The sequence below is a fragment of the Streptomyces sp. NPDC033178 genome (assembly GCF_055577685.1).
Window position 1 is genome coordinate 133429 of the sequence record NZ_JBVIPT010000025.1, and the last position, 21579, is coordinate 155007.

General features: G+C 70.8%; 21 protein-coding genes. 16 read left to right on the forward strand and 5 right to left on the reverse strand.

What is annotated here, in order from left to right; genetic code table 11:
• Positions 1-10: 10 nt before the first annotated feature.
• From ribH to ACZ5VQ_RS43380, 6 genes are all read left to right on the forward strand, one after another.
• A complete protein-coding gene (gene ribH / locus ACZ5VQ_RS43355; protein ID WP_362025837.1) occupies positions 11-496 on the forward strand; it encodes a 6,7-dimethyl-8-ribityllumazine synthase in 486 nt (161 codons plus the stop codon).
• A 34-nt stretch (positions 497-530) separates the two neighbouring features.
• Entirely contained in the window at positions 531-803 is a 273-nt protein-coding gene (locus ACZ5VQ_RS43360) for a phosphoribosyl-ATP diphosphatase (RefSeq protein WP_026249121.1), read from the forward strand.
• 101 nt (positions 804-904) lie between these two features.
• Positions 905-1762 carry an ATP phosphoribosyltransferase gene (hisG, locus tag ACZ5VQ_RS43365; protein WP_362084564.1) on the forward strand — a complete coding sequence of 286 codons (858 nt, stop codon included), beginning with the start codon at positions 905-907 and terminating at the stop codon, positions 1760-1762.
• A gap of 12 nt (positions 1763-1774) precedes the next feature.
• Positions 1775-2263 carry a PH domain-containing protein gene (locus tag ACZ5VQ_RS43370; protein WP_469109818.1) on the forward strand — a complete coding sequence of 163 codons (489 nt, stop codon included), beginning with the start codon at positions 1775-1777 and terminating at the stop codon, positions 2261-2263.
• A 200-nt stretch (positions 2264-2463) separates the two neighbouring features.
• Entirely contained in the window at positions 2464-3828 is a 1365-nt protein-coding gene (locus ACZ5VQ_RS43375; protein WP_469109819.1) for a hemolysin family protein, read from the forward strand.
• Positions 3825-4934, forward strand: a complete 1110-nt coding sequence (locus tag ACZ5VQ_RS43380) for a hemolysin family protein (RefSeq protein WP_362084572.1) — start codon at positions 3825-3827, stop codon at positions 4932-4934. The genes ACZ5VQ_RS43375 and ACZ5VQ_RS43380 overlap by 4 nt, the downstream gene beginning before the upstream one ends.
• A 70-nt stretch (positions 4935-5004) precedes the next feature.
• On the opposite strand, the gene ACZ5VQ_RS43385 is transcribed toward ACZ5VQ_RS43380, so the two are convergent.
• Both ACZ5VQ_RS43385 and ACZ5VQ_RS43390 read right to left on the reverse strand, forming a co-directional pair.
• Positions 5005-6873, reverse strand: a complete 1869-nt coding sequence (locus tag ACZ5VQ_RS43385) for an AAA family ATPase (protein WP_307526716.1) — start codon at positions 6871-6873, stop codon at positions 5005-5007.
• A gap of 434 nt (positions 6874-7307) precedes the next feature.
• Positions 7308-7934 carry a uridine kinase family protein gene (locus ACZ5VQ_RS43390; RefSeq protein ID WP_469109834.1) on the reverse strand — a complete coding sequence of 209 codons (627 nt, stop codon included), beginning with the start codon at positions 7932-7934 and terminating at the stop codon, positions 7308-7310.
• Positions 7935-8298: 364 nt separating this feature from the next.
• Between ACZ5VQ_RS43390 and ACZ5VQ_RS43395 the strand changes: the two genes are divergently transcribed.
• The 3 genes from ACZ5VQ_RS43395 (at position 8299) to ACZ5VQ_RS43405 (ending at position 10723) form a co-directional block, all read left to right on the forward strand.
• The gene (locus ACZ5VQ_RS43395) at positions 8299-9681 is read left to right on the forward strand and encodes a peptidase C39 family protein (RefSeq protein WP_469109820.1); all 1383 of its coding nucleotides are present in this window, start codon (positions 8299-8301) and stop codon (positions 9679-9681) included.
• A 148-nt stretch (positions 9682-9829) separates the two neighbouring features.
• Positions 9830-9976 carry an SCO1431 family membrane protein gene (locus tag ACZ5VQ_RS43400; protein ID WP_189839832.1) on the forward strand — a complete coding sequence of 49 codons (147 nt, stop codon included), beginning with the start codon at positions 9830-9832 and terminating at the stop codon, positions 9974-9976.
• A gap of 87 nt (positions 9977-10063) precedes the next feature.
• Positions 10064-10723 (forward strand): TetR/AcrR family transcriptional regulator, encoded by a 660-nt coding sequence (locus ACZ5VQ_RS43405; RefSeq protein ID WP_362084578.1) that lies wholly within the window; start codon positions 10064-10066, stop codon positions 10721-10723.
• Positions 10724-10838: 115 nt separating this feature from the next.
• Here the strand turns inward: ACZ5VQ_RS43405 and ACZ5VQ_RS43410 are convergent, their stop codons facing one another.
• Entirely contained in the window at positions 10839-12086 is a 1248-nt protein-coding gene (locus ACZ5VQ_RS43410) for a glycoside hydrolase family 18 protein (protein ID WP_469109821.1), read from the reverse strand.
• Positions 12087-12409: 323 nt separating this feature from the next.
• Here ACZ5VQ_RS43410 and ACZ5VQ_RS43415 point away from each other — a divergent pair, with 323 nt between their 5' ends.
• A complete protein-coding gene (locus ACZ5VQ_RS43415) occupies positions 12410-13618 on the forward strand; it encodes an acyl-CoA dehydrogenase family protein (RefSeq protein ID WP_469109822.1) in 1209 nt (402 codons plus the stop codon).
• Here the strand turns inward: ACZ5VQ_RS43415 and ACZ5VQ_RS43420 are convergent.
• A complete protein-coding gene (locus ACZ5VQ_RS43420; protein ID WP_469109823.1) occupies positions 13581-13760 on the reverse strand; it encodes a hypothetical protein in 180 nt (59 codons plus the stop codon). The two genes, ACZ5VQ_RS43415 and ACZ5VQ_RS43420, sit on opposite strands and share 38 nt — an antisense overlap.
• Positions 13761-14178: 418 nt before the next feature.
• Between ACZ5VQ_RS43420 and ACZ5VQ_RS43425 the strand changes: the two genes are divergently transcribed.
• Together ACZ5VQ_RS43425 and ACZ5VQ_RS43430 are read left to right on the forward strand one after the other, a co-directional pair.
• Positions 14179-15303: an Rv3169 family protein gene (locus tag ACZ5VQ_RS43425; protein WP_469109824.1), complete on the forward strand. Its 1125-nt coding sequence runs from the start codon at positions 14179-14181 to the stop codon at positions 15301-15303.
• Positions 15304-15333: 30 nt separating this feature from the next.
• Positions 15334-16428, forward strand: coding sequence for a phosphotransferase family protein (locus ACZ5VQ_RS43430; RefSeq protein ID WP_469109825.1), 1095 nt, complete (start codon positions 15334-15336; stop codon positions 16426-16428).
• A 33-nt stretch (positions 16429-16461) separates the two neighbouring features.
• Here ACZ5VQ_RS43430 and ACZ5VQ_RS43435 read toward each other — a convergent pair whose 3' ends face one another.
• Positions 16462-16890, reverse strand: coding sequence for a hypothetical protein (locus ACZ5VQ_RS43435; protein WP_469109826.1), 429 nt, complete (start codon positions 16888-16890; stop codon positions 16462-16464).
• A gap of 264 nt (positions 16891-17154) precedes the next feature.
• On the opposite strand from ACZ5VQ_RS43435, the gene ACZ5VQ_RS43440 reads away from it, so the two are divergent.
• The 4 genes from ACZ5VQ_RS43440 to fxsA all read left to right on the forward strand — a co-directional run bounded on the left by ACZ5VQ_RS43440 (position 17155) and on the right by fxsA (position 21435).
• Positions 17155-17595, forward strand: a complete 441-nt coding sequence (locus tag ACZ5VQ_RS43440; RefSeq protein WP_055615743.1) for an Lrp/AsnC family transcriptional regulator — start codon at positions 17155-17157, stop codon at positions 17593-17595.
• Between the two features lie 61 nt (positions 17596-17656).
• A complete protein-coding gene (locus tag ACZ5VQ_RS43445) occupies positions 17657-19282 on the forward strand; it encodes an amidohydrolase (RefSeq protein WP_469109827.1) in 1626 nt (541 codons plus the stop codon).
• Positions 19283-19806: 524 nt separating this feature from the next.
• Positions 19807-20574, forward strand: a complete 768-nt coding sequence (locus tag ACZ5VQ_RS43450; protein WP_362084602.1) for a polyprenol monophosphomannose synthase — start codon at positions 19807-19809, stop codon at positions 20572-20574.
• A 279-nt stretch (positions 20575-20853) separates the two neighbouring features.
• Complete coding sequence (fxsA, locus tag ACZ5VQ_RS43455; RefSeq protein WP_469109828.1) at positions 20854-21435, forward strand: FxsA family membrane protein; 582 nt, start codon at positions 20854-20856, stop codon at positions 21433-21435.
• Positions 21436-21579 lie beyond the last annotated feature (144 nt).

A 21579-nucleotide genomic window follows, 5' to 3' on the forward strand; every position in this document is an offset into this window, starting at 1 on the left:
AGACACACACGTGAGCGGCAAGGGTGCACCCGAACTGTCCGTACGCAACTGCGGTGACCTCAGGGTCGCCGTCATCGCGGCGCAGTGGCACGAGAAGGTGATGGACGGTCTCGTCGACGGCGCGCTGCGCGCCCTGCACGAGCTGGGAATCGACGAGCCGACCCTCCTGAGGGTCCCCGGCAGCTTCGAGCTGCCGGTCGTCGCGAAGGTCCTCGCGGGCCGCGGGTACGACGCGATCGTCGCGCTCGGCGTCGTCATCCGCGGCGGCACCCCCCACTTCGAGTACGTGTGCCAGGGCGTCACCCAGGGGCTCACCCAGGTCTCGATCGACACCGGCGTGCCCGTCGGCTTCGGCGTCCTGACGTGCGACACCGAGGAACAGGCCCTGGACCGCGCAGGCATCGAGGGCTCGAACGAGGACAAGGGGCACGAGGCGGTGACGGCCGCCGTGGCGACGGCGGCCACCCTCCGCTCAGTATCCGAACCCTGGCGCTGAGCGAACGGCGGTTGCGCGTAGGGTGGGCAGCACCATGTCCAAGAAGACTTTCGAGGAGCTCTTCACCGAGCTCCAGCACAAGGCCGCCACCGGCGACCCCGCCACTTCCCGCACCGCAGAGCTGGTCGGCAAGGGGGTCCATGCCATCGGCAAGAAGGTCGTCGAAGAGGCCGCCGAGGTCTGGATGGCCGCCGAGTACGAGGGCAAGGAAGCGGCAGCCGAGGAGATCTCGCAGCTGCTCTACCACGTCCAGGTGATGATGGTCGCCCGCGGCATCTCGCTGGACGACGTGTACGCCCATCTCTGAGCCGCGACTCAGAGAACTCCGAGCCGTACCTCCGAGAAGCACGCCCACTCCCGCACCGTACGAGCCGACAGCCGTACGGACGAACAAAGGAAGCCGACCTCATGCTGCGCATCGCCGTCCCCAACAAGGGTTCCCTGTCAGGCCCCGCGGGGGAGATGCTGCATGAGGCCGGCTACCAGCAGCGCAGGGAGGCCAAGGAGCTCCGGATCGTCGACCCGGAGAACGAGGTCGAGTTCTTCTACCTCCGCCCCCGCGACATCGCGATCTACGTCTCCTCCGGCAAGCTCGACATCGGCATCACCGGACGCGACCTGCTCATTGACTCCGGCGCCAACGCGGAGGCCATCCTCCCGCTCGGCTTCGCCCGCTCCACCTTCCGCTTCGCCGGCAAGCCCGGCACGGCGGCGGGCCTCGCGGACCTTGCCGGCAAGACCGTGGCCACCTCGTACGAGGGCATCGTCGCCAAGTACCTCGCCGACCACGGCGTCGACGCGTCCGTCGTCCACCTCGACGGCGCCGTCGAGACGGCCATCGAGCTCGGTGTCGCCGAGGTCATCGCGGACGTGGTGGAGACCGGCACCTCGCTGCGCAACGCGGGCCTTGAGGTCTTCGGCGATCCGATCATGAAGTCCGAGGCCGTCGTCATCCGCCGCACGGGCGCGGAGGCCACCGAGGATGCCGAGCCCAAGGTCCAGCAGTTCCTGCGCCGCCTCCAGGGCGTCCTCGTCGCGCGGACCTACGTGATGATGGACTACGACTGCCGCGTCGAGCAGCTGGAGAAGGCCGTCGCCCTCACTCCCGGCCTGGAGTCGCCGACCGTCTCGCCGCTGCACAACGAGGGCTGGGTCGCCGTGCGCGCCATGGTCCCGTCCAAGGAAGCCCAGCGGATCATGGACGACCTGTACGACATCGGCGCGCGGGCCATCCTGACCACGGCCATCCACGCCTGCCGCCTCTGAGGACCGCCCGCCATGTCCGACACACCAGAGCTGCCCGCTCTTCCGGTCACCTTCCGCCCGGGCCGCACCCGAGCCGTCCTGCTCACCGCCGGCGCCACGATCTTCGTGGTCATCACCACAGTCGCGATGCTGCTGGAGAAGCTCAGCCCGGGGGAGCGCACCAGCTTCGTCTTCACCGGGGCCCTGCTCTTCGGGGTGCTCGTGCTGCTCTCCCGGCCGAAAGTCGTCGCCGACGAGTCCGGCGTGACCGTCGTGAACATCGCCGGCCGCCGGAAGCTGGCCTGGGCGGAGATCCTGCAGGTCAACCTGCGCCCGGGCGACCCGTGGGTGTTCCTGAACCTCAGCGACGGCACCAGCCTGGCCGCGCTCGGCATCCAGCCGGGCATCGCCAAGCAGCACGCGATCCGCGACGCCCGTGCGCTGCGGGCCCTCGTCGAAACCCACTCCGTTCACGAGCCCGACGGACATCAGGAAGACGAGCACGACGAACATCACGCCTGACTCTCGGCCTTCCACCCTGCCGTACGGGCCCATGTCTTGATTAATCTGTTGGCGGAGGCGTTTTCGTTGCGCCTCCGCCTCTGCCTTCCCACCCGGGATCCAGAGGCCCCCTGCTATTTCGAGGAGTGACTCCCTCCAGCGATGGACGGATCGTCCTGTAGTACCTGCGCCGCCCCCTCCCGACATATCGAGGCGGCGGCATGACCATCCCCCTGCTGCTCCTCGGAGCGGCGTTCCTGTTGATTCTCGCCAACGGCTTCTTCGTGGCGGCCGAGTTCGGCCTCGTCACGGTGGAGCGCCCCGACGCCGAGAAGGCCGCCGCCGAGGGCGACCGACGGGCCCGTACGGTCGTCAACTCGCTCAAGGAGCTGTCCTTCCAGCTCTCCGGCACCCAGCTCGGCATCACCATCACCTCGCTGGTCGTCGGCATGCTCGCCGAACCGGCGCTCGCCGAACTCCTGAACGGCCCCATCACCGCGGTCGGCATCCCCGAAGGCGCCGTGTCCGGTGTCGCCGTGGTCATCGGCATGCTGCTGGCCTCGGCCGTGCAGATGGTGATCGGCGAGCTCGTGCCCAAGAACTGGGCGGTCTCCAGGCCCATGCAGGTCGCGCGGTTCGTCGCGGGCCCGCAGCACGCCTTCTCGACCGTGTTCCGGCCGGTGATCTCGGGGCTGAACTCCGTGGCCAACCGGCTCGTCCGCACCCTGGGCGTCGAGCCCACCGCGGAGCTGGCCTCCGCCCGCACCCCCGGCGAGCTGGTCTCGCTGGCCCGGCACTCGGCCCAGGCAGGCGCCCTGGAACAGGACACCGCCGACCTGTTCGTCCGTACGCTCTCGCTTGCCGACCTCACCGCGCAGCACGTCATGACCCCGCGCGTGAAGGTCAGCACCCTCCAGTCCTCCGCGACCGCCGAGGACGTCGTGAACCTGACCCGCGCCACCGGCCTGTCCCGCTTCCCCGTCTACCGGGAGCGGATCGACGAGATCGTCGGCATGGTGCACCTCAAGGACGCCCTCGCGGTGCCCTCGCAGGACCGCCTGCGCACGCCCGTCACCAGGATCGCCCAGGCCCCGCTGCTCGTCCCGGAGACGCTGCCCGTGCAGCCCCTCCTGGAGCGGCTGCGCAACGAACAGCCCATCGCCGTCGTCGTCGACGAGTACGGCGGCACGGCCGGCGTGGTCACCCTGGAGGACATCGTCGAGGAACTCGTCGGCGAGGTCCGCGACGAGCACGACGGCCACGACGTGCCCGAACTCGCCGCCGCACCGGCCGAGGACGGCCGGCCCGCCTGGGACGCCGACGGCAGCTGCCGTGTCGACATCCTCCAGCGCATAGGCCTGGACGTCCCCGAGGGCCCGTACGAGACGGTCGCCGGCCTGGTCGCCGATCTGCTCGGCCGGATCCCCGCACCCGGTGACAAGGCGGAACTGCCCGGCTGGCGCCTCTCCGTGCGCCAGGTCGGGCACTACCGGGCCGAGCGGGTCCGGCTGGTCAGGACCGCCGGTGCCGCTTCGGCCGCCGTCTCCGCCTCCGCTTCCGTTTCCGTGGTGGAGGCCGTCCGATGAGCGTGCTCCAACTCCTGTTCGCGGCCCTGCTCGTGCTCGCCAACGGCTTCTTCGTCGGTGCCGAGTTCGCGCTGGTCTCCGTCCGCCGCAGCCAGATCGAACCGCTCGGCACCGCACGGGCCCGGCAGGTCATGTACGGCCTGGAGAACCTGCCGCAGATGATGGCCGCCGCGCAGTTCGGCATCACGGTCTGCTCGCTGACGCTCGGCGCGGTCGCCGAGCCCACCGTCGCGCACCTCCTGGAGCCGGTGTTCCACGCCGTGCACCTGCCCGAGGGCATGATCCACCCGCTCGGGTACGTCATAGCCCTCGCCGCGGTCGTCTTCCTGCACCTCGTCGTCGGCGAGATGCTGCCGAAGAACCTGGCGATGGCCGCCCCCGAGAAGACCGCGCTGTGGCTCAGCCCCGGCCTGGTCGCCTTCGCCCGGCTCTGCAAGCCGGTGACGCTGGGCCTCGGTGCCTGCGCCCGCGTCATCCTGCGGCTCTTCCACGTCGAGCCCAAGGACGAGGTCGAGGCGGTCTTCACCAGCGAGCAGCTCAACCGGCTGGTCGAGGACGCGGGACAGGCGGGCCTGCTCGATCCCGAGGAGCAGGAGCGCCTCGAAGACGCGCTGGAGCTGGGCTCCCGCCCGGTCACCGACGTGCTCCTGGACAGCGAGTCCCTGGTGACCGTCGGCCCCTCGGTCACGCCGGGCCAGGTCGTCGCACTCACCGCCCGCACCGGGTACTCCCGCTTCCCGGTGGCCGCCGAGAACGGCGCCTTCATGGGCTATCTGCACGTGAAGGACGTACTCGACCTGGAGGAGTCCGAGCGGGCCGTGCCGCAGCAGGTCTGGCGCCCCATGACGACCCTCGGGGCCGAACTCCCGCTGGACGACGCCCTGACCGTGATGCGCCGCGCCGCGACGCACCTCGCCCAGGTCGCCGACGCGTCGGGGAAGGTGCTCGGCCTGGTCGCCCTGGAGGACGTACTGGAGCTGCTGGTCGGTGAGGTACGCGATCCGGCGCACCGGGAGACTCCGGCGGTACGGGTCGGCGAGCCGCGCAAGGAGGCGCCGGATCCGGCCCGGGGCCCGGAGACGCCGGAGCAGGCGTTGGCGAGCTGAGGGCTCACGAACTGGGTGGGGCCGCGGAAGCCGGAAGGTTTCCGCGGCCCCACCCAGTTCTGCGTGTCGCTCACATCGGCGAAGGATCCTGCGGCCCCCGCCCCGACAACACCTCGCCGTACGCCTGCATGAGATCGGCGAGCCGAAGCGTGGACAGGTCGTCCCGGGTGAGGTGGCCCGGATAGACCGAGAGCCGCAGATCACGATACGCACAGCTCTTCTCGTACAGCGTCCGCAGAAACCGCCCGTTGCCGAGCTCGTCGATCCAGCCCTGGTCGACGACGTGCCCGCTGATGGAGCGCAGCTCGTCGAGCGCCTCCTCGTCCCACACGTCCCCGTTCTCCGCGGCAAGCACCTCGCCGATCGAGGTGAGTTCGAGCGGACGGTACGAGGGGAAGTCGACGCGGGTCGTGAAGCGGGACGACAGCCCGGGGTTGGCGGCCAGCAGGCGGTCCATGCCCTCCGGGTAGCCCGCGAGGATCACCACCAGGTGGTCCCGGTTGTCCTCGGCCCGCTTCAGCAGCACCTGCAACGCCTCGTCGCCGTACGCGTCGCCCTTGCCGTAGCCGGAGTTGGAGAGCGAGTAGGCCTCGTCGACGAAGAGGACGCCGCCGATCGCGGAGTCGATCAGCTCGTTGGCCTTCACGGCGGTCTGGCCGAGGTACTCGCCCACCAGGTCGGCGCGCTGGGCCTCGACCAGGTGGTCGCCGCCGAGCAGGCCGAGCGCGTAGAAGACCCGGCCCAGGATCCGGGCCACGGTCGTCTTGCCGGTGCCGGAGGGGCCCGAGAACACGAAGTGCCGTTTCGGTGGCTGGACCGGCAGACCCTGCCCGGCCCGCAGCCGCGCCATGTTCAACTGCGCGGACAGCGCCTTTACCTGGCGCTTGACCGGTTCGAGACCGACCATGCGCTCCAGCTCCAGGAGCGCCTCTTCGAGCAGTGCCGGATCGGTGGGCCCGGTCGGCAGATGCGGCGGACGCACCGGCACGATGGCCTTCTCGCGGACCCGGTCCGCCTCGGAGGGCAGCGCGCCCGGCGGCGGCAGTTCGGGCTCCGACAGCTTGAGATCACGGCCCTCGCCGCCGAACAGCGGGTCGACACCGTCCGGGCCGTCCAGAATGTCCTGGCCAACACCGGTGAGCGTGATCGCCGCGAGGTCGGCCGTGTCGTCGTACCCGTCGCCCTCGGAGATCGCCGCGAGCCGTGCGGAGGTGTCCATGAAGGCCGGGTCGACCCGGTGCACCGCCCGATACAGGGGCAGCGCCGCGGCGGAGCGGCCCGTGCCCTCGTGCGCCCGCGCCAGCCAGTACCGCAGCTCCTTGCGCTGCGGCTGCTCGCTGCGACAGCGCATCAGCGCCGACGACAGCAGCGGCTCGGCCTGCCCGAACATCTCCAGGCGTACCCGTGCCATGCCGCCGAAGAGACCCGCCTCGATGCCCAGCATCGGATCGTCGATCAGCGGATCCGTGTGCCGGACCAACTGCTCCCAGTCCTTGACGAGATACGCCCGGCAGGCGTGCAGGAACCGCACCTGTGGATCCGCGTCCACGGGCGGCAGGCTCGCGAGCGCCCGGTCCAGCTCCGGGACGTGACGCCCGTCGAGCCAGTGCGAGGCGTGCGCGAGCAGCAGATCGCGCGGCGACTCCAGCACCGGCTGCACCCACCAGCCCAGCCAGTACCAGGAGTTGAGCGTCCGCCGGTGGCGGGAGCGCTGTTCCCCGAAGCGCTCCCGGTGCCGGAACATCCGCAGCAGCGCCGTCGTCGTGTCGATGCGCAGCGCGTGCAGCCCGAGCCAGCCGTCGGCCATTCCCGGATCCATCCGGACCGCGGCGCGGAATTCCTCCTCCGCCTGCGGATAGGCCCCCATCGTGTAGGCGTCCACACCTCGCAGCCAGGCGAGGTCGGCCGGGGCCTCGGGGCCCTGCGTGCCGAAGTCCATCACGTCCCCCACAAACCGTGCCCCCGTTGATCGCCGGGCGGGCCGGTGCCCGTCGGCAGTCTTCGTCGAACCGCTGTGCCGCGGACGGGAGTTGCGTTCGGTGCGGAGAGCAGCCGTCCGAATGTCGCACCGAGAGGCATCGTACCTGCGGGGCAGTACCGGGCCGAAGGGTGCCGCACGACAGGTTCTCCGAGGTGGGAGCAGATGGGGCGCACTCGGCTTGGTGACCGAGGGTGAACGAATCGCGCCTCGGAGCGTCCGAAAAACGGCTGTAGGCAGAACGAAGCCCCCGATCACGGGGGAACAACCGGGGGCTTCGCGTCTGCGGGGCGGCCTCAAATGGCCGCACATTCAGAACGTAAGTCCTGTACGGCCCCCGGGTCAAGCCGAGTTGGAGCACTCAGGTAACTTCTCAGATGTGGGTCTTCACAAGTTCAGCACACAGACGCAGGACCGTCACGGTCCGTGACCGAGAGGCTCTCCGCTGACGTCGCAGCAGGTCCCTGGAGCACCTCGTACCCCTCTGAACACTGCAGCACCAGAAGATCGGCGAACGGTTTTGACGGGTCTTTGGCGAAGTGTCGACGCTCGGCGCGGACCCACCCCTCCCAGAACTCGTTCTGCGCCGAACCGTCCCTCAGCCGCCCGCGCGCCCAAGCGTCCTCGTCGGCCAGCTCCATCCACAGCAGCCGCGCCAGCCACGGCCTGAGTGCGCGACGGCCGGCGCCCACCCCCTCGACGAGGACCACGGGCGCCGGCGGCAGGCTGCGGGCCGGTCCGAAGCCGCGGGTGTCCCAGTCGTACGGCGGATAGTGCGCCGTCGTGCCGTGCGACAGCGGCTCGACGACCTCCCGGAGCAGCCGCCCGGTCCAGGTGAAGAGCTCGTCGTGCGTGGCGATGTCGTCCAGGTGGAGCACGGGAGCCCCGCCCAGTGCCTCGGCCAGATGCTCCGCGAACGTGGTCTTCCCCGAGCCCGCGTGCCCGTCGACGCCGACGAGCCGGACGGGCCCGCAGGAGGGCGGCAGCCGGTGCAGCCGGGAGGCGAGGGCGTGGAGATGAATGAGGGATCCCTGGGTGCGGTGCGGTGCGGTGCGGTTCTGTGCGGTGTCGTGCGACGCGGAGTGGTGCAGTGTGTTCGTGCGTCGTGCGGCGCGGAGTGGTGCGGTGCGGTGCGTATGTGCGTCGTCCGGACGGAGTCGCGCACGTGCGCCGGGGCGCTCCTGGGGTTCACTCTAGCGAGGCCGGCCTCGGGCGACCGGGGGAGAAGGTGCCGTCGTTCTGTCGCGGCCATGCCAGTGGTATCGACCAATATTTGTCGGCGCCGCGACACGCGAAGTGCTGGCAGAAGCCGTGATCGCGAACCATAGTTGCTCCACACCCACGCATTGGACCTGCCCGTTCCGGACACCTGGGGGTCACCCACCCATGACCAGAGCTGAACAGCCGTCCCGCAGAAGTCTCCTGGCCGTGGCCGTCGCCGCGGCCACCGCGGGCGCCGCGAGTCCGGCGGCGGCCGCCGCCGGCTCGACGGCCGGCCCCGCGAGAACCCGGACCGCCGCCCCGTCGAAAGCCCCTTCGCGCCTCGTGGACAACCGTGCCTGGACCTCGTACACCGACTGGCGCGGGGGTACCGCGGCAGGGACCCGTGCCGTGCTGGGGGTGCGCCCGGGCCTGGCGATCGGGACGCCCGAGGGCCGGACCGACTACAAGGACCCGCACACCGGCACGACCGCCACCTGGGAGTACGCGCGCTGGACCTCGCCGGTCCACCGCCTCGCCGTCCCCTCGACCGAGGTCATCCCCTCCTGGAACGCGCGGACCCCGGCGGGCACCTGGCTCCAGGTCGAGCTGTCGGGCACGTACTCCGACGGCACGGACGCGCCCTGGTACGTGATGGGCCGCTGGGCGGCAGGGGACCAGGACATCCGGCGGACCTCGGTGGACGACCAGAGCGACGGCAGGAGCAGTGTCTGGACGGACACCTTCTCCATCGACGACGCGGCCTCCGGGCTGCGCCTGGTGTCGTACCGGCTGCGGCTGACCCTGTACCGCAAGCCCGGGACCACGGCCACGCCGACCGTGTGGCGGCTCGGCGCGATGGGCTCCGACGTCCCGGACCGCTTCACCGTCCCGGCCTCGACGCCCGCTCTCGCGCGGGAGCTGACGGTGCCGCGCTACTCGCAGGAGATCCACGCCGGCCAGTACCCCGAGTACGACAACGGCGGCGAGGCCTGGTGCAGCCCCACCTCCTCCCAGATGATCATCGAGTACTGGGGACGGAAGCCCACGGCGGCGGACCTGGCCTGGGTCAAGCCCGAGTACGCGGATCCGCAGGTGTGCCACGCCGCCCGGTTCACCTTCGACCACCAGTACAACGGCTGCGGGAACTGGCCCTTCAACGCCGCGTACGCGGCGACGTACAAGGACCTCCAGGGCGTGGTGACCCGGCTCGGCTCGCTGGCCGACCTGGAGACGCTGATCGCCGCCGGAATTCCGGCCATAACGTCCCAGTCGTTCCTCAAGACCGAGCTGACGGGTGCGGGATACGGCACCGCGGGCCATCTGATGGCGGTCATAGGGTTCACCGCCGACGGCGACGTGATCGCCAACGACCCGGCCTCGCCGGACAACAACGCGGTCCGGCGCGTCTACAGGCGGCGTGAGTGGGAGAACATCTGGCTCCGCACCAAGCGGTACAACGCCTCCGGGGCGGTCGTCTCCGGTACCGGCGGGGTCTGCTACGTCTACTTCCCGGCCAGTCCCACGGCCGCCCAGCGGTCGGCGCTGGCGGCGGTGGGTATCCGCTGACCGACGGATGTGCGAGGGGCTGCTGTGGCGGGCGCCACAGCAGCCCCTCGCGCGTGACCAAGCTCTCTCCCGCAAAAGCCCGAACCGGTGGCAAGGTGGACAGAACGGTGGGGGGAGTCCACTGCAAGACCGACGTGAGCGAGCTGCCATGACCACGACCTCAGCCACCGCCGGACGTGTCCGCGCCCGTACCGGCGGGCCCAAGGACGACGGCCCGAAGATCCTTGAACACGTCGTGGGCTGGACGTTCGTGGTGGTGCTCGCGATGCTCGTGACGCAGCTCGGCCTCGTCTGACCGCGGTCGAAGAGAGTCGAACAGGCTGGTGGCGCTGCTCTGCCATACTGCGGGGGTCCCGCTCGCAGTTGGAGACCAGGTCCGGAATTGAGTAACCGTCAGCAGCGTGATGCCGACCGCCCCGGAGCGCGCGGCACCGACCGTTCCTTAGCGCGCCGCGCCGAACTCATCGCCATCGGGCGGAAGTTGTTCGCGGACACGTCCTACGACGCACTGTCGATGGACGACATCGCGAAACAGGCGCAGGTGGCCAAGGGGCTGATCTACTACTACTTCAAGTCCAAGCGCGGCTACTACCTGGCGATCGTCCAGGACTCGGTGGCCGAGCTGATCTCCCGGGCGGCCGGTGGCCTCGAACTGCCCCCGGCGGAGCGGGTGCACCGCACTATCGACGGCTATCTGCGCTACGCCGAGAACAACCACGCCGCGTACCGCACCATCATCAGCGGGGGCGTCGGTTTCGACGCCGAGGTGCACGCCATCCGGGAGGGCGTGCGCGAGGCCATCGTCGAGACGATCGCCGAAGGGGCGTACGGGCGACGGAAGATCGCCCCGCTGCCACGCATGGCGCTGCTCGGCTGGCTGTGCAGTGTCGAGGGGGCCACCCTCGACTGGATCCACCACTACAGCCTCCCGCGCGACCTCATGCGCGAGCTGCTGGTGAAGATGCTCGGCGGCACGATGCGCGCCATCGAGGAGCTGGACGCCTCCTACCCGGCCCCGCAGGCCGCACGCCGGGACACGTGAAGCCGACGGCGGGATCGGGCCGCGGAGCGGGAACGGATCGCGGAGCGGGAACGGGTAGAGGGCGGGAGCCCGCCGACCGGCCCCCGCCCTCCACTGAAATGCCCTGCTGCCGAAACTAGTTGATCGCCTTGATCAGCTCGCCGTTCGACGTGTCACCGCTCAGCTCCCAGAAGAACGTGCCGCCCAGGCCCTGCGCGTTCTTGTAGTTCATCTTCCCGGCGATGGTCGACGGGGTGTCGTAACTCCACCAGTTGGTCCCGCACTTGGCGTACGCGGTGCCGCCGACCGTGCCGGTCGCCGGGCACTTCGTCTTGAGCACCTTGTAGTCGTCGATGCCCTGCTCGTACGTGCCCGCCGCCGGGCCGGTGGCGGTGCCGCCGGGCGCCGCCTGGGTGACACCGGTCCAGCCGCGGCCGTAGAAGCCGATGCCGAGCAGCATCTTCGAGGCCGGGACGCCCATGCCCTTGAGCTTGGCGATGGTCGCGGAGGTGTGGAACTCAGCCTTCGGGATCCCCGAGTAGGAGTTCAGCGCCGAGTGCGGAGCCGTGGGACCGGTCGCGTCCCAGGCACCGAAGAAGTCGTACGTCATCGGGTTGTACCAGTTGACGTACTGGGCGGCGCCCGCGTAGTCCGCCGCGTCGAGCTTGCCGCCGGCCGTGGCGTCGGCCGGGATCGCCGAGGTGACGAGCGCGGAGCCGCCGAACTTGGCGCGTACCGCCGACATCAGGTTCTTGTACGCGGCCCGCCCGCTGGTGTCACAGGTGGCGCTGCACGCGTTCGGGTACTCCCAGTCGATGTCGATCCCGTCGAAGACGTCCGCCCACTTCGAGTTCTCGACCAGGTCGTAGCAGGACTGGGCGAAGGCGGCCGGGTTCCTGGCCGCCTCGGTGAAGCCCGCCGACCAGGTCCAGCCGCCGAAGGACCACAGGACCTTGAGGTTCGGGTGCTTCTTCTTCAGCTCGCGCAGCTGGTTGAAGTTGCCGCGCAGCGGCTGGTCCCAGGTGTCCGCGACGCCGTCGACCGACTCGGCGGCGGTGTGCGTCCGCTCGGTCGCCGCGTAGTTGTCGCCCATCGCGCACTTGCCGCCGGTGACGTTGCCGAAGGCGTAGTTGATGTGCGTCAGTTTGGCCGCCGAGCCGGACGTCTCGACGTTCTTGACCAGGTACTTCCGGTCGTAGGTGCCCCATTCGGTGAAGTAGCCGACGACCTTGGATCCGGCGGCTTTCGGCGCTGCGGCCCGTTCGGCCGGGCCGGCCGCGGTGGCCGTGCCCGCGCCGGCGAGCAGACCCGCGCCCAGAACGGCACAACACGCGGCGGATACGAGCGCCCGGAATCGGACGCGGGGGCGGAGCGAGCTGAACATCGTGTCTCCTCGTGGGGGAGAGGGGAACGTGCGCCATTTGGCATGAACGCGGTGAAGCGTTGGAGCGAAACAGTAGGAGGACTAGACCAGTACGGTCAATGGTTCGGACCAATTAGGCACAGGAATCCTTTACTCTTGAGTAAGCGGTCGTTAACTGGTGACGGGATGCCTCCGATCGGGCATACTCACAGCGCACAGCCGCTGATCAGCCGCTTCCGTGACCCGGAGGCGCCGAGCATCGACAGTGCCCAGTAAGACCAGGCGGGGCAGCCCCACCCAGGTGTGCGTTCGCCGAAGTGCCCGACAGGGAGGAGAGCGTCGCTATGCCCGACCGCGCCCCGCAGCCGGTGGACCGTCAACTGCCCACGGACGAGGCCCGGGATCTGATCTCGCTCGTGCGTGACATCGCGCAGCGCGAGATCGCCCCGAAGGCGGCCGAGGAGGAGGACGCCGGGCACTTCCCGCGCGAAGTCCTCACGCTGCTCTCGGAGTCGGGGCTGCTCGGTCTCCCGTACGACTCCGAGTACGGCGGCGGAGACCAGCCGTACGAGGTCTACCTCCAGGTACTCGAAGAGCTGGCCGCCGCCCGCCTCACCGTCGGCCTCGGCGTCAGCGTGCACACGCTCGCCTGCCACGCCCTCGCCAACTACGGCACCAAGCAACAGCAGGTCGAGCATCTCCCGGACATGCTCGGCGGCGGCCTTCTGGGCGCCTACTGCCTCTCGGAGCCGGCCTCCGGCTCGGACGCCGCGTCGCTGCGTACCAAAGCTGTGCGGGAGGATGGGGGTACCTCCCACTCGAGCGAAGCCGAGAGTGGGGGAGACTGGGTGATCACGGGAACCAAGGCCTGGATCACGCACGGCGGAATCGCCGACTTCTACACCGTGCTCGCGCGCACCGGCGGCGAGGGTGCGCGGGGCATCACGGCGTTCCTGGTGCCAGGTGACGCCGAGGGGCTGAGCGCCGCGGTGCCCGAGAAGAAGATGGGCATGAAGGGCTCACCCACCGCCCAGGTCCACTTCGACGGGGTGCGGATCCCGGACGACCGGCGCATCGGCGACGAGGGCCAGGGCTTCGCGATCGCCCTGTCCGCGCTCGACTCCGGTCGGCTCGGCATCGCGGCCTGCGCGATCGGTGTGGCCCAGGCCGCGCTCGACGAGGCCGTCGCGTACGCCACCGGGCGGCAGCAGTTCGGCCGCCCGATCGCGGACTTCCAGGGCCTGCGCTTCATGCTCGCGGACATGGCGACCCAGATCGAGGCGGGCCGGGCGCTCTACCTCGCCGCGGCCCGGCTGCGCGACGCGGGACGGCCGTTCGCCAAGCAGGCGGCCATGGCGAAGCTGCACTGCACCGACGCCGCGATGAAGGTCACCACGGACGCCGTCCAGGTGCTCGGCGGGTACGGCTACACCGCGGACTTCCCCGCGGAGCGCTTCATGCGCGAGGCCAAGGTGCTGCAGATCGTCGAGGGCACCAATCAGATCCAGCGGATGGTCATCGCCCGTCACCTCGCGGGTCCCGAGTCGCGCTGAACCTCCCGTACCCGTACATCGCCGAGGGCGCCGCGAGCCGGGCCCACTCCGGGTCGTGGCGGCCCGGCAGGGTCCGGCCCCGGTCGGCCCAGGTGCGGATCAGGGCACGGTAGATGGGGGGATCCAGGGGCTGATGGTGCACGTGGGTTCCCTGTGACCTCTGTGTTCCCTGTGTTCCCTGAGTCCCTTGTGTCCACTGGGTTCCCTGCGTCCACTGGGTTTCCTGTGGTCCCAGGGAGCCCTGGGACCCCTGGGACCCTTGGGGAACCGATTCTGCCGACGCGGGGAAAGGGGTCCGGCGGCGGCGCTCCGCCTCTGTGTATGTGGGGGTCATACCGAGGCCAACGGGTCCATGGGCGGACAGGTCACCGGCGCGGGGATTCGCCAGTGAGTTCGCGGTGCCCCCTTGCTCCGGACGCCGCAGGTCCGTACGAGGGGCGCACCGGGCTCCGGCACCGGACTCTGGCCCCCTGCCGTCTTCTGACGTACCGTCAACTCCGCCGCCGGGGGCCGCACCCCTCCGGGCGACGCCACGCGCCGTACGCCCCGGGAGGCAGCCGATGCCCGACGACCGCCCCGTAGCCCTCGACGAGTACCCCGTGCACCAGGTCCCCCTGTCGATGAAGCACGTGGCGACGGGGGACCGGAACGCCTACGACCGGTGCATCTTCCAGGTCTTCGACCACCACGGGCGGGCGCTGCTCATCCTGGGGCTCGGGGTGTACCCGAACGTCGGGGTGATCGACGCGTACGCGACCCTGCGCGTCGGCGACACCCTGCACGCCGTACGCGCCTCCGACGCCCTGGACGACGACACCCGGATGACGATGGCGGTCGGTCCGCTGCGGATCCAGGTCGAGCGGCCGCTGAAGGACTTCGTCCTGAGCTGCGCGGCCGACCCCGACGACCCGGACGGACTGTCGTACGAGATCAACTGGTCCGCGGACTTTCCCGCGCTGTGGGAGCCGCATCACGTCCAACGCCGGGGCGCCCGCCTCACGTTGGAGGGTCGGCGCTTCGTGCAGGCGGGCCGGTGCGAGGGCTGGATCCGGGCCGCGGGGGAGGAGATACGGCTGTCGGGCGACGGCTGGACCGGCACCCGCGACCGCAGCTGGGGCACGCGCCCGCTGCCCGGCGAGGAGGGCGGCCGACTCGCCGAGGAGCACCGGACCGAGGGCTTCCACTGGCTCTGGTGTCCCGTCCGCTTCGAGGACCGCTTCCTGATGGTCGTCACCCAGGAGGACGCCGACGGCTACCGCACCCTGAACGACGCCACGCTCGTACGGCACGGGGAACGCGACCGCCAACTCGGCTGGCCCCAGGCCGAGATCACCTACCGGAGCGGAACCCGGCACCCGGAGCGCGCGATCGTCCACCTCGGCGACTTCCGCAAACCGTCGGAGCTCGGCGTCGAGATCCTCACCTCCTCGCCGCTCGCCGTCGGAGCCGGCTATCCGCCCGCCGACGACTGGCAGCACGGCACCTGGCGGGGGCGCGGCTGGACCGACCGGCGTACGTACGACCTTTCGGACCCGGCCGCGCTCGGGCTCGCCGCGTACGGCGTGACCGACCACGCCGCCCGCTTCACCCTTGATGGGCAGGTGGGGCACGGGATCTTCGAGCACGGCTCGTTCGGACGGCACGACCCGAGCGAGTTCACCGGCTTCGACTCGGTCGCCCCGTAGGGAAGTTGACGCGAGGGAGGGAGTGGAGCGATGGCAACGGCACCCCGTCCGCGTACGACCACGCGTGACCCGGAGGAACTCGCACAGCGGCTGACCGACTGGCTCGCGAGGCGACTGCCCGGCGCCAAGGCGGTCGACGTCCGTGTCCCCGCCTCAAACGGAATGTCCAGCGAGACCGTGCTCTTCGACATCGAGCACCCCGAACCCCCCGTGCGCGCCTGCGCGTTGAGGCTCGCGGCGGACCCGGCGGCGTACACCGTCTTCCCGGTCTACGACCTGCCGCGCCAGTACCGCACCATGCGACTGGTGGCGGACCGCACGGACCTGCCCGTGCCGCGGGTGCAGTGGCTGGAGGAGGACCCGGGGCCCCTCGGGGCGCCCTTCTTCGTTATGGAGCGCGTGGAGGGCCGCGTACCGCCGGACATCATGCCCTACACGTACGACGGCAACTGGCTGCACGCGGCAAGTGACGCCGAGCGGGAGCGACTTGAGCACGCCTCGGTCGGACTCCTCGCCCGGCTCCACGACCAAGTCCCGGTGCGGGAGGCGGACTTCCTCGCGTCGCCGGGAGACGGCAGCCCGCTGCGACGTCATGTCGAGGCCCAACGCACGTACTACGAATGGGTGATTGACGGGCTGTCACGATCACCCCTGATCGAGGATGCCTTCGACCGGCTCGACGCGCTCTGGCCGCGCGACGAGGGCGAGACGGTCCTCAGCTGGGGTGACGCACGCATCGGAAACGTCATCTACGACGGCTTCGAACCCGCCGCGGTCCTCGACTGGGAGATGGCGGCACTGGCCCCGCGCGAGGTCGACCTCGGCTGGATGATCTACCTGCACCGCTTCTTCCAGGACCTCACCCTGAGCTTCGGCCAGCCCGGACTGCCCGGCCTCCTGCGCCGGGACCGCGTGGAGCCGCGCTACGCCGAACTCACCGGCCACACACCGCGGGACATGGACTTCCACATCCTGTACGCCGCCCTGCGGCATGCAATCGTCATGCTGCGCGTCGCCTACCGGCAGGTGCACTTCGGCGAGACCGCCGTCCCCGCGGATCCGGACACACTGATCCTGCACCACGACAGCCTGCGAGCCATGGTGCAGGGCAGTTACTGGAACTGAGGACCGCTCAGGCGGAAACCGGCCGTGTTGTGCTCAGGCGGCCTGGTCGCGCATCACCGGCACCCGCATGGGGCGCGAGCCGGGGCCCCCGACGTGCGAGAACGGCTGCGTACGCCAGTCGAGACCCTGAGGGAGCGTCAACAGCAGGGCGGTGTCCTGCTCCTGAACCTCCATCGTCTCGTCGGCGGGCCGGGCCTCGGCCGCCGTACGGCCCGTACCGGTGCAGACCGTGAGCCCGAACGGGTTCCACGGCGACACGCACAGCGCGTGCTCCGGCAGGATCTCCTCGTCCGCGAGGAGCGCGATGGGCTGCGCGCAGTCCGGGCAGATCACCCGGTACATCTCGAAGGTGTCGTACGCGTCGAACTCCTCGGCGTCAGGTTCGACGCCCTCCGGCTCGGGCTCGACGACGGGCTGCTGCCGCTTGGGCGCGGTGCGACCAGGGCGCTTCAGACTCTGCATGGGCTACTCCCCCTCGGGTGGGCCGACAAGGCACTGCGACCTCGACCACAGCAAGCACTTCCCGCCCCGTCTCTGCGGTAATCACGAGAACATCACGGAACCGACCGCCGCGATGTGGCGTTCGTCACATGCCGCGTGCAGGTGCCCGACCCGGTGGTTTTGTCCCCCGGGTGTCTCGCCCGCTTCTTCAGGCCACATCACAAACAGGGTATGACCTGCGCCGCAGAGTACCCGAGGGGATCAAGGGCATGTAGGTTCTCCGCCATGGAGGAGCTGGACCGCCACATCGTGCAGCTGCTCGTCGAAGACGGGCGGATGAGCTACACCGACCTGGGCAAGGCCACGGGCCTGTCCACGTCGGCCGTGCACCAGCGGGTGCGCCGCCTTGAGCAGCGCGGCGTCATCCGCGGCTATGCCGCGGTCGTCGACCCGGAGGCCGTCGGGCTGCCGATCACGGCCTTCATCTCGGTGAAACCGTTCGACCCCAGCGCCCCCGACGACATCGCCGAACGGCTGGCCGACGTCCCGGAACTCGAGGCCTGCCACAGCGTCGCCGGCGACGAGAACTACATCCTCAAGGTCCGCGTCTCCACACCGCACGAGCTGGAGGAGCTCCTCGCACGCGTGCGCACGCTGGCGGGCGTATCGACACGTACGACGGTCGTTCTCTCCACCCCGTACGAGGCCCGGCCGCCCAAGATCTGACCCCCGTGTGCGGGGACCCCCGTGCGCGGGGCGGGTGCGCCGAGGGGCGAGACTGTTCCCCATGAGTGAGAGCACCGCCACCTCCCGAACCGTGTTGCTGCGCGGCGGGGAAGTCCACAGCCCCGCCGACCCGTTCGCCACCGCGATGGTCGTGGAACGCGGGCAGGTCGCCTGGGTCGGCTCCGAGGGTGCGGCCGACGCGTTCGCGGACGGTGTCGACGAGGTGGTGGACCTCGAAGGGGCGCTCGTCACCCCGGCGTTCACCGACGCGCACGTGCACACCACGGCCACCGGACTCGCCCTCACCGGCCTCGACCTCTCCGACGCCCGCACTCTCGGTGAGGCGATCGCCCTCGTACGGGACTTCGCGGCCGCCCGTCCCGCCGACCGGGTACTCCTCGGTCACGGCTGGGACGCGGCCCGCTGGCCCGAGCGGCGGCATCCGCGGCGGGAGGAGCTGGACGAGGCCACCGGCGGCCGCCCGCTCTACCTCAGCCGGATCGACGTCCACTCGGCCGTCGTCACCACGGCACTGCTGGACATGGCACCGGGCGCACGCCGGGCGGCCGGCTTCGAGGACGGCGAACCGCTGACCCGCGACGCCCATCACGCCGTACGCGCCGCCGCGTTCGCAGCCGTGACTCCCGAGCAGCGCACCGAGGCCCAGCGCGCCGCGCTGAAGCACGCGGCCTCGCTCGGCATCGGCTCCGTGCACGAGTGCGCGGGCCCGGAGATCTCCTCCGAGGACGACTTCACCGGGCTGCTGCGGCTCGCCGCGGAGGAGGCCGGGCCCCGAGTCGTCGGCTACTGGGCCGAACACGGGGAGGAGGGCGTGGCGAAGGCCCGGGCGCTGGGCGCGGTCGGCGCCGCGGGCGACCTCTTCGTGGACGGTGCTCTCGGCTCCCACACGGCCTGCCTCCACCAGCCGTACGCCGACGCCGAGCACACCGGTACCGCCTACCTGGACGCCGCCGCCGTCGCCGCCCATGTGGTGGCATGCACCGAGGCGGGCCTCCAGGCGGGCTTCCACGCCATCGGGGACGCCGCCGTGACATCCGTGGTCGACGGAGTCCGCGCCGCCGTCGAGAAGGTCGGCCTGGCCCGCGTACGCGCCGCCCGGCACCGGGTCGAGCACGCCGAGATGCTCACCCCGGAGACGATCGCCGCCTTCGCCGAACTCGGCCTCACCGCCTCGGTCCAGCCTGCCTTCGACGCGCTGTGGGGCGGCGAGGACGGTATGTACGTCGAGCGCCTCGGGGCCGAGCGGGCCCGGGCGCTCAACCCGTTCGCGGCCCTGCTGCGGGCCGGGGTGCCACTGGCCTTCGGCTCCGACAGCCCCGTCACACCGCTCGACCCGTGGGGCACCGTCCGCGCCGCGGCCTTCCACCGCACTCCGGAGCACCGGGTGTCCGTGCGCGCCGCGTTCACGGCACATACGCGGGGCGGCTGGCGGGCTGTCGGACGCGATGACGCGGGCCTCCTGGTACCCGGCGCGCCCGCGGACTACGCCGTGTGGCGCACCGACGAGCTCGTCGTCCAGGCCCCGGACGACCGGGTCGCCCGCTGGTCGACCGACCCGCGCTCCGGCACCCCCGGACTGCCCGACCTCACCCCCGGCGCGCGACTGCCCGTCTGTCTGCGTACGGTCGTGGGCGGACGGACGGTATTCGTACGGCCGGACGAGTGATGTCCCGGGGTGGCGCGGCGTCGATCATGGGCCGGCGCCCCGTCGCTCGACCTGCGTATCCTCCGCGCTGACCAGGCATTTGAGGGAAAAGCACCAGGTCAAACGACTGTTGACAGCGAGCGGCAGGTGGCCGGTAGGTTCGGCCGGGTCCACCACCGGACGTCCGACCGGTGAACTTCCGCGCAGTCGCCGCAGCGCAGTTGGGTCAGGGGTGGTGTGCCGCACCGGCACACCACCACTGGGAGCCAGGCCCAGCGCCCGCGCCACGGGGCGAGGGAACGTTCCGGCTCGGATGGTGTGACCCGGGTGGGGCCCGGACGCTCAGTAGACAACGGCTTTCGGTCGACCCGCAGCCAGCGGGTCCCAGGTCGGCCCGAAGGGCGCCGGGCCCCGATCCGCAGTCACACCTCCTTCTGGCCCCTTTCCGGCCCCCTTCTGGGAACTTTCACGTCGGTGCCTCACCGGCCTGAAGAGCGACGCTCGCTATGGTGGAGCCCCTCGCACGGAAGTCTTAAGGGGAAGCTGTGAACGACGGCGGTGGGCGACAGTTCGGTCCGCTCGGCACGACCTTGGTGATCATCCCGACCTTCAACGAGGCGGAGAACATCAAGGCGATCGTCGGCCGGGTGCGGGCCTCCGTGCCCGCGGCGCACGTTCTGATCGCCGACGACAACAGCCCCGACGGCACCGGCAAACTCGCCGACGAACTCACCGTCGAGGACGACCACGTCCAAGTGCTGCACCGCAAGGGCAAGGAAGGCCTCGGCGCCGCCTACCTCGCGGGCTTCCGCTGGGGTCTGGAGCACGGATACGGCGTCCTGGTCGAGATGGACGCCGACGGCTCGCACCAGCCCGAGGAACTGCCCCGGCTGCTCACCGCGCTCAAGGGGGCCGACCTCGTGCTCGGGTCCCGCTGGGTGCCGGGCGGGCGCGTGGTCAACTGGCCCAAGTCCCGTGAGTTCATCTCGCGCGGCGGAAGCCTGTACTCGCGCGTGATGCTCGACGTGCCGATCCGCGACGTCACCGGCGGCTACCGCGCCTTCCGCCGCGAGACCCTGGAGGGCCTCGGCCTCGGCGAGGTCTCCTCGCAGGGCTACTGCTTCCAGGTCGACCTGGCCCGCCGGGCCGTCAAGGCCGGTTATCACGTGGTCGAGGTGCCCATCACCTTCGTCGAACGCGAACTGGGCGACTCCAAGATGAGCCGCGACATCCTGGTGGAGGCCCTGTGGAGGGTGACCACGTGGGGGGTCGGGGAGCGGGCGGACCGGATTCGCGGGCGTCGGAAGTCCTGAGGCGGGGTTCGGGGTCGAGGAGCGAGGGTTGAGGGGCGGGGGCCGACGGGCAAGGTCCGGGGCCCGGGTTTCGGCTCTGGGGCCTCGGGCGCTTCGTCTCCGGTCGGGTGTGTCAGTCGCATGCCCGGTCTCCTGGGACGCCGGTTCGGGGCCCCGCGGTCGGGGCTGATGGCCGGTTCGTTGTGTGGTCCCGCCGTCCGAGGCGGGCGGCTCCGCTTCACAGGTGGTGCTGACCACGCGTTTATCCCGTACTGAGCCGTGCCCAGGCACACTGGACGCATGACGACTGGCGCTTCGACTCCGCCCCACCCCGCACGGCCCCGGCGCTCCGGCCCGCTCAGGTACCTGCCGCTCGGCATCGCCGCATGGCTGGTGCTGGAGATCTGGCTGCTGATCATGGTGGCGGGCGCCACGAGCGGCTTCACCGTCTTCCTGCTGCTGGTCGCCGGATTCGTCCTCGGCTCCGTGGTCATCAAGCGGGCCGGACGCCGTGCCTTTCGCGCGCTGAGCGAGACGCTGCAGCAACAGCAGAGCGGGGCGCTGCCGCAGGGCGGTACGAATTCCGAGGGCAACGGTCTGATGATGCTGGGCGGCCTGCTGCTGATGCTGCCGGGGCTGATCTCCGACGCGCTCGGGCTGCTTCTGCTGGTTCCGCCGGTTCAGAAGGGGCTGAGCCGGTATGCGGAGCGGACGTTTGAGCGCAAGATGCGGGAGGCCGGTGCCGGGACGCTCGGGGGTGCCTTCCAGCAGGCGCGTATCCATCGGCCCGATGGGAAGGTCGTTCCGGGCGAGGTCATCCGTGACGAGGAGTCGCGGGGGCGTCAGGAGGACGCGGGGCCGCGGCCGCCGCTGAACGGCTGACGCCGAAGGCTTTTCTTCGCCCCCGCCGCCCCTACCCATTCCCGTCCCTTACTGGGGGGGGGGGGGGGGGGGGGGGGGGGGGGGGGGGGGGGGGGGGGGGGGGGGGGGGGGGGGGGGGGGGGGGGGGGGGGGGGGGGGGGGGGG

Coding starts and splice junctions, on each gene's coding strand:
- ACZ5VQ_RS43360 (WP_026249121.1), top strand. CDS start 531: ATGTCCAAGAAGACTTTCGAGGAGCTCTTCACCGAGCTCCAGCACAAG.
- hisG (WP_362084564.1), top strand. CDS start 905: ATGCTGCGCATCGCCGTCCCCAACAAGGGTTCCCTGTCAGGCCCCGCG.
- ACZ5VQ_RS43370 (WP_469109818.1), top strand. CDS start 1,775: ATGTCCGACACACCAGAGCTGCCCGCTCTTCCGGTCACCTTCCGCCCG.
- ACZ5VQ_RS43375 (WP_469109819.1), top strand. CDS start 2,464: ATGACCATCCCCCTGCTGCTCCTCGGAGCGGCGTTCCTGTTGATTCTC.
- ACZ5VQ_RS43380 (WP_362084572.1), top strand. CDS start 3,825: ATGAGCGTGCTCCAACTCCTGTTCGCGGCCCTGCTCGTGCTCGCCAAC.
- ACZ5VQ_RS43385 (WP_307526716.1), bottom strand. CDS start 6,873: ATGGACTTCGGCACGCAGGGCCCCGAGGCCCCGGCCGACCTCGCCTGG.
- ACZ5VQ_RS43395 (WP_469109820.1), top strand. CDS start 8,299: ATGACCAGAGCTGAACAGCCGTCCCGCAGAAGTCTCCTGGCCGTGGCC.
- ACZ5VQ_RS43400 (WP_189839832.1), top strand. CDS start 9,830: ATGACCACGACCTCAGCCACCGCCGGACGTGTCCGCGCCCGTACCGGC.
- ACZ5VQ_RS43410 (WP_469109821.1), bottom strand. CDS start 12,086: ATGTTCAGCTCGCTCCGCCCCCGCGTCCGATTCCGGGCGCTCGTATCC.
- ACZ5VQ_RS43415 (WP_469109822.1), top strand. CDS start 12,410: ATGCCCGACCGCGCCCCGCAGCCGGTGGACCGTCAACTGCCCACGGAC.
- ACZ5VQ_RS43425 (WP_469109824.1), top strand. CDS start 14,179: ATGCCCGACGACCGCCCCGTAGCCCTCGACGAGTACCCCGTGCACCAG.
- ACZ5VQ_RS43430 (WP_469109825.1), top strand. CDS start 15,334: ATGGCAACGGCACCCCGTCCGCGTACGACCACGCGTGACCCGGAGGAA.
- ACZ5VQ_RS43435 (WP_469109826.1), bottom strand. CDS start 16,890: ATGCAGAGTCTGAAGCGCCCTGGTCGCACCGCGCCCAAGCGGCAGCAG.
- ACZ5VQ_RS43440 (WP_055615743.1), top strand. CDS start 17,155: ATGGAGGAGCTGGACCGCCACATCGTGCAGCTGCTCGTCGAAGACGGG.
- ACZ5VQ_RS43445 (WP_469109827.1), top strand. CDS start 17,657: ATGAGTGAGAGCACCGCCACCTCCCGAACCGTGTTGCTGCGCGGCGGG.
- fxsA (WP_469109828.1), top strand. CDS start 20,854: ATGACGACTGGCGCTTCGACTCCGCCCCACCCCGCACGGCCCCGGCGC.